Annotated in this window: 10 protein-coding genes and 1 pseudogene; 7 read left to right on the top strand and 4 right to left on the bottom strand. The window is 60.8% G+C overall.

The genetic code is table 11. The features are described from left to right. Nucleotides 1-119: 119 nt before the first annotated feature. Nucleotides 120-1,580: a cardiolipin synthase gene (cls, locus tag QMX78_RS08370; RefSeq protein ID WP_282268363.1), complete on the bottom strand. Its 1,461-nt coding sequence runs from the start codon at nucleotides 1,578-1,580 to the stop codon at nucleotides 120-122. A gap of 394 nt (nucleotides 1,581-1,974) precedes the next feature. Between cls and QMX78_RS08365 the strand changes: the two genes are divergently transcribed. The 5 genes and pseudogenes from QMX78_RS08365 to QMX78_RS08345 form a co-directional block, all read left to right on the top strand. Beyond that, nucleotides 1,975-2,490, top strand: a complete 516-nt coding sequence (locus QMX78_RS08365; RefSeq protein WP_282268362.1) for a MarR family transcriptional regulator — start codon at nucleotides 1,975-1,977, stop codon at nucleotides 2,488-2,490. Continuing rightward, on the top strand, nucleotides 2,487-4,655 hold the full coding sequence (locus QMX78_RS08360; RefSeq protein ID WP_282268360.1) for an FUSC family protein: 2,169 nt from the start codon (nucleotides 2,487-2,489) through the stop codon (nucleotides 4,653-4,655). The genes QMX78_RS08365 and QMX78_RS08360 overlap by 4 nt, the downstream gene beginning before the upstream one ends. Then, on the top strand, nucleotides 4,645-4,854 hold the full coding sequence (locus QMX78_RS08355) for a DUF1656 domain-containing protein (protein ID WP_282268358.1): 210 nt from the start codon (nucleotides 4,645-4,647) through the stop codon (nucleotides 4,852-4,854). The genes QMX78_RS08360 and QMX78_RS08355 overlap by 11 nt, the downstream gene beginning before the upstream one ends. 14 nt (nucleotides 4,855-4,868) lie before the next feature. After that, nucleotides 4,869-5,867 (top strand): HlyD family secretion protein, encoded by a 999-nt coding sequence (locus QMX78_RS08350; RefSeq protein WP_282268357.1) that lies wholly within the window; start codon nucleotides 4,869-4,871, stop codon nucleotides 5,865-5,867. A 64-nt stretch (nucleotides 5,868-5,931) separates the two neighbouring features. Continuing rightward, nucleotides 5,932-6,168 (top strand): annotated as a pseudogene (locus QMX78_RS08345) (radical SAM protein); the annotation flags it as partial. Between the two features lie 156 nt (nucleotides 6,169-6,324). Here the strand turns inward: QMX78_RS08345 and QMX78_RS08340 are convergent. Continuing rightward, nucleotides 6,325-6,549, bottom strand: a complete 225-nt coding sequence (locus QMX78_RS08340; RefSeq protein ID WP_282268356.1) for a helix-turn-helix transcriptional regulator — start codon at nucleotides 6,547-6,549, stop codon at nucleotides 6,325-6,327. An 80-nt stretch (nucleotides 6,550-6,629) separates the two neighbouring features. Between QMX78_RS08340 and QMX78_RS08335 the strand changes: the two genes are divergently transcribed. Continuing rightward, nucleotides 6,630-6,968 carry a hypothetical protein gene (locus QMX78_RS08335; RefSeq protein ID WP_128095372.1) on the top strand — a complete coding sequence of 113 codons (339 nt, stop codon included), beginning with the start codon at nucleotides 6,630-6,632 and terminating at the stop codon, nucleotides 6,966-6,968. 149 nt (nucleotides 6,969-7,117) lie between these two features. Then, a complete protein-coding gene (locus tag QMX78_RS08330) occupies nucleotides 7,118-8,209 on the top strand; it encodes a PA0069 family radical SAM protein (protein WP_282268354.1) in 1,092 nt (363 codons plus the stop codon). Between the two features lie 25 nt (nucleotides 8,210-8,234). Here QMX78_RS08330 and QMX78_RS08325 read toward each other — a convergent pair whose 3' ends face one another. Further along, a complete protein-coding gene (locus QMX78_RS08325) occupies nucleotides 8,235-10,109 on the bottom strand; it encodes a hypothetical protein (protein WP_282268352.1) in 1,875 nt (624 codons plus the stop codon). Between the two features lie 129 nt (nucleotides 10,110-10,238). Beyond that, on the bottom strand, nucleotides 10,239-10,982 hold the full coding sequence (locus QMX78_RS08320; protein WP_282268351.1) for a hypothetical protein: 744 nt from the start codon (nucleotides 10,980-10,982) through the stop codon (nucleotides 10,239-10,241). Nucleotides 10,983-11,632: the final 650 nt, after the last annotated feature.

The following is an 11,632-nucleotide window of genomic DNA, read 5'->3' as shown; positions in this document are numbered from 1 at the left end:
ATGGACAGGGGTTTGGCCGCTGTACCGGACAGCCGGTAGGTTCAGCGAAACAAGCGGACTTCGTTCAGGGCATTTCGGCCGGAATCAAGCCAGTGCAGCGCCTTGCCGGCGGCCCTGACCTATAGCAATGGTGATGCCAGGCGCGCGAAGGCTTCTGGCAGGCGCTTGCGCCACAGCGAGCGGTCGCGGAGCAACTGCACTTCCTCGGCACTGTCGAATTCGGCCCGCAGGATGGCTTCGAGTTCGCCGGTGAGCTTGAGGTCGGTGTACATCATCGACAGCTCGAAATTGAGCCGGAAACTGCGGTGGTCGAAGTTGGCGGTGCCGACGATGCAGGTGTCGTCATCGGCGATGAAGGCCTTGCTGTGCAGCATGCGCGGGCCGTACTCGAAGATGCGCACGCCGGCTTCCAGCAATTCATCGAAATAGGAGCGCGCAGCCAGGGTGACGAACCTGGAATCGCTTTGCTTCGGAACCATCAGGCGCACGTCCAGGCCACCGAGTGCAGCCGAGGTCAGCGCCATGCGCGCCGCCTCGCCGGGGACGAAATACGGCGTCACCAGCCAGACGCGGCGCTTGGCCTCCTGGATGGCGGCTACATGCAGGCGATGGATGGGCTCCCAGGCCGAATCCGGGCCGGACACCAGCACCTGCGCATCGATGCTGCCCTGCGCGCGGGTAGGCACATCGGCCGGGAACAGGTCGCCGCGCTCGAACAGCTCCGGGCCCTGTTCGGTGGCGTAGATCCAGTCCTCAAGGAACACCAGCTGCAGGCTGTGGACAACCTGCCCGCGGATGCGCATATGCAGGTCGCGATAGGCATTCGGGTTGCGGCTGTCGTCTTCCTCGTCGGTGACATTGATGCCGCCGGTGAAGGCGACCTCGCCATCCACCACCACCAGCTTGCGGTGGGTGCGCATGTTCAGCCACGGCCGCTTCAGTGGCTTGAGCAGCTGGCGTGGATGGAACCAGGCAACGTCCGCGCCCGCCTCTAACAGTGGCTGCAGGAACTTCCTGCCGACTTTCGACGAACCCACCGCATCCAGCAGCAAGCGCACCTTGATGCCAGCGCGGGCGCGTTCCACCAGCGCGTCGCGCATGGCGGTGCCGGCATGGTCCGGTTCGAAGATGTAGTACTCCAGGTTGACGTGGCGGCGCGCCTTGCCAATGGCGTCGATGATGGCGGCATAGGTCGCCGCCCCATCCAGCAACCAGTCGACGTCGGTCGCGGTGCTAGGCGACAGCCCGGTGGTGGCCTGCCCTACCCGCGCCAGCTCGGTGCAGTTGGCATCGGGCGGACACACTGCGTCATAGGTGCTCATCCCTTCGCGCGAACGACCACGGCGCAGGCGCTGGCGCACGATCTTCTGCGGGCCGAACAGGTAGAACACGAACAGGCCGATATACGGCAGCGCCGCCAGCGACAGGATCCAGCTCAGCGTGGCGACCGGCTCGCGCTTCTGCAGCACGATGTAGCAGGCCAGCACCAGCAGATAGGTGACATAGGCGGCGGCCAGGATCTGGGCGACGTGGGGAATGCTGGACAGACTTGTCCACAGGTCTTGGAGGGCTTCGCGCATCCGCCGATTCTAGCCATGGCCGCTGGCGGCAGGGACCGGTCTTTTTTGTGGGAGCGGCGTGAGCCGCGAAGCCACAGCTGGCTCCGGTGCCGAAAGCGCTTGGCAGCCATGAAATCGGTATGCGCTCTGCGCGGTGGGATGGCCAGCTTCGCGGCTGACGCCGCTCCTACAAAAACTGCGATGCGTTAGCCGATGAAGTAACCCGCGCTGTTGTGGGAGCGGCATGAGCCGCGAAGCCACCGCTGGCTCCGGTGCCGAAAGCGCTTGGCTGCCATGGGATTGGGTGTGCGCGTCGTGTGGATGCAAGGTCAGCTGCGCGGCTGACACCGCTCCCACAAAGGCGCGCTTCAGTTTGTGCATTGCGTCATTTAATACATAAATGTAATATACCGGGATGGACAAACCCATTCCCGCCGCCGGCGGCTACGCCAGCATCGACCAGAAGCTGGCGATCAGCAGTGCCCGCCACCCCGGTTTCCCGCGCGATCAGGCCATGCTGGCGCGGTTGATCAAGCTTGTGCACAAGCTGTTCTGCGACCACGGCAACCAGCTGATGCGCGAATACGGCATCTCCCATCCGGAATACAACGTACTGATGATGCTGGACGGCTCCGAGCAGGGCCTGAGCCCGTCGGAGATCAGCGAGGCCGCCAGCGAGAAGTCCTCCAACGTCACCCGCCTGATCGACCAGCTGCTGGCCAAGGGCCTGGTCAGCCGTGAGCCCAGCGACGAGGACCGGCGCAAGCTGGTGGTGCGTTTGAGCCCGGCCGGCGAGCAGCTGATCGAGCAGGTGATGCCGGCGGTGATCCAGCAGCTGCAGCGCTTCTTCAGCGGCGTCGAGCCGGCCGAACTGCGCCACACCGAAACCGTGCTGACCCGCATCCTGATGGGTCTGGAACAACACCCATGAGCACCCGACCGGCTGAGTACACGCCGGGCGCGCCCAGCTCCAACGGCAACACCTGGCTGCACGCCTTCGCCCAGGCAATGAGCGGCGAACGCGCGGTGTGGGCGTATATCGGCAAGGTGCTGGTGGCCTTGTACCTGTCCGGCTGGATCGCGATGCGGCTGGGCATGAGTTCGCCTGGCACGGCGATGATCACCGTGCTGGTGGTGATGAACCGCAATACCGGCATGGTGCTGGCCAAGGCCTTCTACCGCGGCGTTGGTACCGTGGTGGGCTGTGCGATGGCGGTGCTGATGGTGTCGCTGTTCCCGCAAAGCCCGGTTGCCCTGGTGACGGTGATGGCCTTGTGGGCCGGCTTCTGTGCCGGCGGCTCGGTGTGGAGCCGCGGCATGGCGTCCTACGGCTTCGTGCTGTCCGGCTACACCGTGGCGATGATCGTGTTCCCGGTGCTCAGCCACCCGCAGAACATCCTCAACAGCGCGTTGGAGCGCACCGGCGAGGTGCTGCTCGGCATGGCGGTGAGCAGTGTGGTGTTCGACGTGCTGTGGCCCAACCGCCTGCGTGCCGGCCTGCGGGCAGCCGATGACGGCAACCTCAACGACTTCCTTGGCTTCGTCGCCGATGCGATCGGCAGCCGCCTGCACGGCTTTGAAGTGATCGAGCGCACCCAGAGCCGGGTGGTGCAAGGCGCGATCAACTTTGAAGACCTGCGTGCCATGGCCTGGTTCGACGACCCGATCCTGCGCAGCAACAACGGCCAGCTGAAGCTGATCAACCAGCACTTCATGGCGGCCACCTCGCGCTTCCAGGCGCTGCACCACCATATCGATCGCCTGCGCCGCAGCAAGGACGACGCCCTGCTCGCGGCGATACGGGCAAGCCTGAAGCCGCTGTCGCAGCTGCTGGACGACAGCGCGCTACGCGATGACGTGCCGGCCCTGGCCAAGGCCTTGCAGCATTGGTGTGGACAACTCGACGGCGTGTTTGCCCGCGAAAGGCGCGCATTGCCGATGGACCTGCAACCCGGTTTCGACGCCAGCACCTTGCTGGTGCGTCGTTTCGCCGAAGAGCTGCAGGCCTATCTGGGCGCCAAGGCACGGATGGAAACCGGCAACGGCCGCCTGCGCGCACGCGCGCCGCGCTTGAGCAAAGTGCGCTTCACCCGCGCCAACGACTGGTATGCGATTGCCCTGGCCGGCGTGCGTTGCTTCGTGGTGATGCTGGCCTTGTCGCTGCTGTGGTTGAGCAGCAGCTGGAACCAGGGCGGCTTGGCGGTGTTCGGCATGGCGGCGCTGGTGGCGATGTCTTCGGCGGCACCAGACCCGTTGTGGGTAGTGCGGCGCGCCACCATTGGCCACGTGATCGCTCCCTTCTTCGCACTGCCTGGCTTCATCGCCATGGCGCTGGCATCGAACTTCCCGATGCTGGTGCTGCTGACCCTGCCATCGATGATCGCCTCGCTGTACATCTCCACCCGGCCGCGTTTCGCGGTGACCGGCATGGCCTTGAACGTCGGCATCCTGGTCTCGTGGAACATGGGCCCGCATTTCCACCCCAGCGCACAGACCTATCTGGACAACTCGCTGACGCTGGCAGTTGGCGCGTTCATCGCCACCGGTGTGTTCATGCTGGTGCCAGGCCTGCCTGGCAGCAAACAACGCCAGCGACGCCTGCTGGAACGCCTGCGTGCGCAGGTGCAGTTGGCGGTAAGCGCGCCCTTGCCCGGCCTGCTGCCGAAGTTCGAAAGCGTCAGCCGCGAACTGTTCCAGCAGGTGGCCAGCCGCACCGCACCGGGCAGCCGACCGTCACGGCAATTGTTCGAATGGGCCTTGCTGGTGCATGAAGCCGGCCATTGTGCGATCGACCTTCGCCACGATCTGGCCGAGCAACAACTGCCAGCCACGCTACACGCACAGATTGAGAAGGCACTGGCGCTGCTCGGCCAGCTCTACCGCCAACCACAAGCGCGCACCCTGCGCGATGCCAAGGCCAGCGTGGATGCCGCACTGGATGAACTGGTCGGCCCACAACCGCAGGCGCTGCGCGCCGTGCGTGATCACCTGTATCTGTTGCGGATGAGCCTGGACGACAGCGCCTCGGTGCTGGCTGCCTATGTGCAGCGCTCGCGCCGCCAGCAACGCCTGAAGGAGGCCCGCCATGCCGTTTGAAGTTTCCATCGGCGACATCTATTTCCCCGGCGCGCTGGTGCTGGTGGTGCTGTTGTTGCCGGTGTTCGGCCTGCTGGATTACGGCCTGGGCCGGGTTGGCCTGTACCGCCGTGCGCTGCACCCCTCGCTGGTGCGCGTTGCCCTGTTTGCCAGTGTTTACTGCCTGGCCTTGTTGTTGTTCCTGCCACACTTTTCCTGATCGAGGATGTACCGATGAAAACCGCCAGCCTGATACGAGGCGGTGTCACCAGCGTGGTGGTGCTGCTTGCCGCAGTGCTTGCCTACGTGGTCTGGCACCAATACATGCTTACCCCGTGGACGCGCGATGCGCGCCTGCGTGCGGAAGTGGTGCGCATAGCGCCGGATGTGTCCGGCCTGGTCACCGAAGTCGCCGTGCACGACAACCAGCTGGTCAAGCAAGGCCAGCTGCTGTTCGTCATCGACCGCGACCGCTATGCACTGGCGGTCGCCAAGGCCGAAGCCGATCTGCAGGCCGCCGAAGCCGCTGCACGCGCTGCTGGCGCGTCGATCTCAGCGGCGAGTGCTGGTGCCAGTGCCAGCCAGGCCGAGTTCCGCATGCGTCAGGAACAGGCGCAGCGCCGCGCCCAGCTCGACGGCATCGTCTCGCGTGAATCGCAGGCTGATGCACGCGCCGTGGCGCAGGCTGCTCAGGCCAGCTGGAAGCAGGCACAGGCCAGTGCGCATGCCGCAAGCGCCAGCAGCCAACAGGCCAGTGCCGCCCTGCAACAGGCGCGGGTGACGCTGCAGCAGGCGCAGCTTGAACTGGCCCGCACCGAAGTGCGCGCAAGCGCCGACGGCACCATCACCAACCTCGACGTACGCGTAGGCGACTACGCCGCTGCCGGCCAGGCACGGATGGCGCTGGTCGCCAGCGAAGGCATGTGGGTGTATGGCTACTTCGAGGAAACCAAGCTGCCGAAAATCCACCGCGGTGATGCCGTGGATATCCGCCTGATGGCCGGTGGCGTGCACCTGCAGGGCAAGGTCGAAGGCATTGCCACCGGCATCGCCGATGCCGCCGGACCGACCAGTAGCAACCTGCTGGCCGAGGTCGAGCCAACTTTCAACTGGGTGCGGCTGGCGCAGCGCGTGCCGGTGCGGGTCAGCATCGATCCGCAGTCGGTACCGGCCGATGCCGTGCTCAGCGCCGGCATGAGCGCCACTTTGGTGATCAAGCCCAAGGCTGGCTGAAGCAGGCGTCGGGTGAATACGGCTTGTCGCACATCCTGCGACAAGCCGGCGTTAGGGTAGGCGCATGCCTACCCCGATCAAGGGCCGCGGTGCCAGCACCTACCTGCCCGGCCGTTTCGAAACCCAGACCAGCGAAGCCGTCGATGACGGCTGGGCAGTCGATGAAAGCGAGGAATTCGCTGCCGCGAGGCTGCGTACCGACGTGCGCCCGGAAACCGCGCGCAGCATCATCAGCCGTAACAACTCGCCGGACGTGGGTTTCAGCCAATCGGTCAATCCGTATCGCGGTTGTGAGCACGGTATCAATACCCCCTAATTGTTCATTGATAAAGGCCTATAGATCAATAAGTTAAGGCGGAAACAGTGAACACATGGGGTGGAAGGAAATGCGTGGAAAGCCCCGACCAACTCGTCGTTCCAGGACGAGTTAGTCAACGTTCGTGTATTGCAAGGAGAGTCAGAGCTCTGCAGCGAGTAACAAGGCAGACATCGACGTGCCCAACCCAACGGCCACGCGCTCCAAAGTGGCGAGAGTAACGTTCTTTTCGCCGCGTTCGATCTTGCTGTAGTAGGCGCGATGCATCTCGATGTGATCGGCAAAGCCCTCCTGGCTGAGCCCCAGAGCAACGCGATGCGCACGGATCACATCTGCAAGTTTTGCTTGATTCGTATGCTCGACCATACGAAGAAGCTTGTGGTTCCAGTACTTTAAAGACTACGCCTCTAAAGGTAGTCTATCTATAAGTACTGGGCGTCTTACTCATGAACTTTTATCTCGTATGTCCGGAATTGGAGTTCACTCTTGAACTCCCCTTCTCGCCCTTGGGCAGGGAGCAAGTCGTCAGGCAAGTGCGTCGAATGCAGGAGGAGGAGGGGCAGGCCAGAAGCTTCGAGTACCGCCTTGCCGAAGAGCTGTCAAAGCTCATCCCTCAACTCACCGATTGGGACATCAAGCCTCCCACCGGTGCACAGATGGCGTACGCGACGTCGCTATGCGCACAGCTGGGCATTCCCCTGCCCGCAGCAACACGCCGATCGCGTGCAATGATGCAAACCTTCCTGGCTGAAGCGAAGTCACTCGCCGGCGAACGCTCCCAATGAAGGTCTTCCGCACGTCATAGCTGTGGATAAGCCTGGGAAGAACCTACTCTGCAGATCCAAGGGTGGCCTACAGCTAACTGAATCTCCCGGTGTTGCAGTACCTGTGGTTAGCAATAATACTAACTGCCTGTCCTTCCCGGGTTGGCGATATGGAACAGGATGCTCGAAAGGCACAAGTTCCCATCAAAGGTAGAGGTGCCGCATCTTGCGTTCCAAGCCGCTTCGATACCACAGCAATCGTAGGGGTCGATGATGGCTGGGAGTCCGTCTATCAGGGGATGGAAGACGAGCCGCGATTGCGAACTCAGGTACAGGAAGAGCGAGCGCGGACGGTCATCAGCCGCAACTCGTCGCCCGACGTCGGCTTCAGCGCGTCGGTCAATCCGTACCGCGGGTGCGAGCATGGGTGCGTCTACTGCTTTGCACGCCCTTCTCACTCCTATCTCAGCCTCTCACCCGGCTTGGACTTCGAGACGCGCCTGTTTGCAAAGACGAACGCGCCTGAACGACTCCGAGCAGAGATCAGCAAGTCGAACTACAAGTGCGCCCCAATTGCGTTGGGGATCAACACCGACGGCTATCAGCCGATTGAAAGGAACTATCAAATTACACGCCAATGCCTGGAGGTGCTTGCTGACGCAAAGCATCCGGTGAGCTTCGTCACCAAGAGCGCTCTGATCACCAAGGACATCGACTTGCTGGCCTCGATGGCCAAAGATCGGCTGGTAACGGTCTACTTCTCAGTCACCACGCTCGATAGGAAGCTATCGGCAAAACTCGAGCCACGAGCCGCCGCTCCCCACGCCAGGCTGCGGGCAATGAAACAGCTGCAGGAGGCAGGAGTGCCGGTAGGCGTTCTGATCGCGCCCGTCATCCCCATGATCACCGACCAGGACCTCGAAGCAATCCTTCAGGCCGCATACGAGCATGGCGCGAAGGCCGCCGGCTACGTGTTGCTCAGACTGCCCAACGAGATCAAGGACATCTGGAGAGAGTGGCTCGAGCTGCACTACCCGGATCGAGCCGAGCACGTGCTTAGTTTGATGCGGCAGATGCATGGCGGAAAGGAGTACGACGCCAGCTTCGGCACCAGGATGTCCGGAACGGGCCCGGTGGCCGACCTGATCCGCAAACGATTTGAGAAGAAGCATCGTGAGCTCGGATTCACCAGGCTGCCAGCGCTGGCCACCCATCTCTTTCAACCGCCTCAGGAAAAGTCTCCCCAGGGGCAGCTCTTCTAGATCTGAGACATTCGGTATCAAGGCCTCAATCTGTAGCATCCGCCTCAGAGCCGCTGCCGCGAGCTTCAAGGCGTTCTTTGAAGAGTGGGACCAGGCAAAGATGCCACATCAGCCAGCAAGCATAGATGGAATCACCGGAGTAGGCTTGGCCATCGCTTGTCGTTCCGTGCGCGATGGCGTGGCGAAGCCCCGGGCCGGATCGAGCAAGAAACACTCGCTCGATGTCATCAACCACGGACGCGCTGAAGATGGCCTCTAGCTCACCGCGATGATTCTTGTACAACTGCGTAATGCTCATGTCCTCTTGTGTTCCAGAATCCTCATCGTGACGAACAACATCGACGTCATGTCCTTTCAGGACATAGACCAGCGAGGCCTCCAGCAGCGGAGTCAGGATGAACATGGCGGACGTCATATCACCATGCAGAAACGCCAGAATGCCCTTGGAAAAGGTCTCCGTGAGATCAGGAGGAACGAATGGGCTTTCCCGGCAGAGAGGAAAGACCTCGTCAAGTGTTACTGAGTGCTCGCTGGCCAACTGGTATACGACGACAGCGATCCGACCCCGCACTACAGTCTCTCGGTAGATTCCCTCCTGCCTCGCGATAGCATGCTCCAATGCGGCAGGATCAATGTTTCGCATGTCCGTTCCCGGAGAACGGAATCGAACATGGCCATCGGAATCGTGCTGCTGAACACCGAACAATGACCCTAATGGATGCTTCCGCATCCCTTCCATTGCCTCTTCCTCAATGACTGAAGTAGGCCGGGGCCGGTGGATAGCAGCAAGCAAGAACAGAGCCTCCTCAATCGAGAGACCCTGAGTCCGATCCTTTACAGCCTTGACCAACTCGCTCAGATCAAACGAGTACTCGAAGGTACCGAACTCATCCTCTGCAGCGGACTGAAGCCGAATCAACTCTATGCGAAGCTCGCGCTTAGAGGCCTTGGCATCAGACGAAGACAGACCCCGCAGCAAGTCAATGGCCTGCTGTACGAAGTGTGACCCACTCAAATTTCCGCCCAATGCCCTTCCATGCTCAGCCATACGGCAGCTCGCTTCAAGCATGCATCTCTCGTAGTTGGCAGTGTCCTGCGCACGGCGCCACGCGCGACCCGCACCAACAAGCGCATCGCAAACAGAATGAGGGTCGGTTCCAGAAGTGAACCCGCGTGCAGCTACCTCCATACGAGGTGCACAACGCTCCGGCAGATCCAACTCGTAGTCCAAGGCGAGGTTCATCATGGCCAACAGCCCTTGGCTGTCGCCCTCAGACTGAAACTGATCGGCAGACGCCAGGCAAAAAGTTTTCAGCGCCATGAAATCGGAGTCGTTCTCGCGCAGGCGCAGTAGTTCACAGATCTGAAGCCCTCTGCGAAGCGCACTTTTGACCTCGCTAATGGGACGATGATCCGAATCGTAATCCCGATGCCTAAGCTCTCGGGTAAGCATCCCATCTGCTACCCGAACATAGGCAAGCACGGCCGCTCTACCAGCATCAACACGGCTCCGCTCGACCAGCCAGGCAAGATCCAAAAGCCGAGCGGAGATCACAGGATTGGGCGACCGTCTCCCCAACTCATCCAGGACTGCGCCACACCCCTTCCAATCCGATCCAATAGCTGTCCGCCGATCACCGAACTCCATCATTGCACTGTAAGGGGTCTTGGGTAGGTCCAGCCTCTGGTGGAGCTGCAAAGCTGAAGCCACCATCCGGAGTACGCGACTTCGCGAAGAGTTGTTCTGCTCGTCGGTACTCCTATCCTCCGCTATAAAAAGATCACCGAGACGATGCGCGGAGGCCTCGCTGGCAAGCAGCTCAGGATCACCAACGTTGAAATCAAACGCGATTGCATCCGACAGCGAAGCTTCCGTCCAGGGATAATTGACACTGTTCATCGGGCGCATCCCCACCAAGTCAGATTGTAGCGATAGCGACATGAAGTTGCCGCTGCGAAGACAAGATAGAACCCAGGCAACCATAGTTGCGAACGCGTAAACCGGCCCCACCGGAAAACTACATCTAGGCTAGGGAACCAGAAGTTCTATCTCATCTAGAGAGGGTGGATCCACCAATCCTCCCTCATCGACGTAAGGCAGTCCCTCAGCCTTGCAGATCAGGGCCAACTCTCTTAGAAGCGCGTACACACTGGAAAACCTCTCCTCGATGGCAGCAGCTTCCTTGGTCAGAGATCTTCCCTCATGCACGATGGAATTGCGAAGCAATACGATCTCAGAGATTGGGGCCGCGACGCTGATCGGGACACAATGTCCGGTTAGCCTAAAGACTCGATCAAGTGTCTTCTTGATCGAGCCATCTGACGCATTGCGAGCAGCTCGGCGAGCGAGCTGGCAATGAAGCTCGGACAACGATGAGGCAGCCAACACCTCACGAAGAGGGACGTATGCCTCCTCCCGCTTTGACGAGCCCGGCATCAGATGAGCGTGAATCGATTGCGGCTTAGCTGTGAAGTAAACAATCAGGAACTCAAGGATGATGTTCTCTATGTATGTTGCAGCCGTGACGACCATAAGTGAAGAATAGTGGTCAATGGCGGAAAGCGCGTCACCGTAGATGGCCTCTCGAATCTGTTCGTCGAGACGATCCGCGTCCAGTGCCACTAACGAGCCCGTCTCATCCAAGGTCTGGACGGAGAAAGACCGCTTGTACTCGGCAACGACTGGCGGGTGCTCAGCCAAGTCAACAAGCCTTGAGTAAGTGGCTGGGGTGGAAAGGACCCGCCCGTGCCATTTTCCAACGTCAAATGCCATTCAAGATTCCCCCGGTTCCCGGCAATGAGCGTGATTGTCTGCGCGGCCGAATGGGTTGTCCACCAACCATCCCAAGAATCGGCCCAAGCTGGAAATACATGGCGATGCCTGGAAAGACGATCCGCCTGAAAGGGGGGCTGCTCTTGGTATTATCCCGCGATAGACTACTGACGCAGTCACCCCCCAGAACAATCAGGGTTCTCGCTCCACGGATTTGGTTGTCCCGCTTCCTCATCACAAGGAGTAGCGCATGCCCAAGCAAGTGAGAGGACTATCAGTCTACAGAAGCACAATTGAGAGGCTGCCCAAGTTTCGGCTGCTCAGTGGGCCTCTAACGGATGACCAAGCAGCGACGTTGGGACTCGACCACGTTCCAGTTGCAGGCGTTTCCATCGTCCCTAGCGCCGAGGGTCCCGCAACGTCTTTCAATGCCCGCGGTAAAGAAATCGTCAGGAATGACCTTCCGATGATCACTAAATCTCGATCAATCAACACCTCATGGAAGGACTGGCACGGGCACACCGGGCCTGTCCTAGATTTTGTGTAAACGGGTCACCGGCAGGAAACTGCCATCTGACCTGGAGACACCATGAGTTCACGCAAACATGAAGTACCCAACGAGTTGCTGAGCAGCTTGTTGGCTAACTACA

Origin of the sequence: Stenotrophomonas sp. PS02298 (assembly GCF_029959445.1) — a bacterium.
Lineage (GTDB): Bacteria > Pseudomonadota > Gammaproteobacteria > Xanthomonadales > Xanthomonadaceae > Stenotrophomonas.
Note: the sequence above shows the minus strand (reverse complement) of the source record. Positions and strands in the feature narration are given on the sequence as shown.

What these genes read in the sequence shown, in the direction of transcription:
- QMX78_RS08330 (WP_282268354.1), top strand. Translation starts at nt 7,118, where the DNA reads ATGGAACAGGATGCTCGAAAGGCACAAGTTCCCATCAAAGGTAGAGGT.
- QMX78_RS08340 (WP_282268356.1), bottom strand. Translation starts at nt 6,549, where the DNA reads ATGGTCGAGCATACGAATCAAGCAAAACTTGCAGATGTGATCCGTGCG.
- cls (WP_282268363.1), bottom strand. Translation starts at nt 1,580, where the DNA reads ATGCGCGAAGCCCTCCAAGACCTGTGGACAAGTCTGTCCAGCATTCCC.
- QMX78_RS08365 (WP_282268362.1), top strand. Translation starts at nt 1,975, where the DNA reads ATGGACAAACCCATTCCCGCCGCCGGCGGCTACGCCAGCATCGACCAG.
- QMX78_RS08350 (WP_282268357.1), top strand. Translation starts at nt 4,869, where the DNA reads ATGAAAACCGCCAGCCTGATACGAGGCGGTGTCACCAGCGTGGTGGTG.
- QMX78_RS08335 (WP_128095372.1), top strand. Translation starts at nt 6,630, where the DNA reads ATGAACTTTTATCTCGTATGTCCGGAATTGGAGTTCACTCTTGAACTC.
- QMX78_RS08320 (WP_282268351.1), bottom strand. Translation starts at nt 10,982, where the DNA reads ATGGCATTTGACGTTGGAAAATGGCACGGGCGGGTCCTTTCCACCCCA.
- QMX78_RS08325 (WP_282268352.1), bottom strand. Translation starts at nt 10,109, where the DNA reads ATGAACAGTGTCAATTATCCCTGGACGGAAGCTTCGCTGTCGGATGCA.
- QMX78_RS08355 (WP_282268358.1), top strand. Translation starts at nt 4,645, where the DNA reads ATGCCGTTTGAAGTTTCCATCGGCGACATCTATTTCCCCGGCGCGCTG.
- QMX78_RS08360 (WP_282268360.1), top strand. Translation starts at nt 2,487, where the DNA reads ATGAGCACCCGACCGGCTGAGTACACGCCGGGCGCGCCCAGCTCCAAC.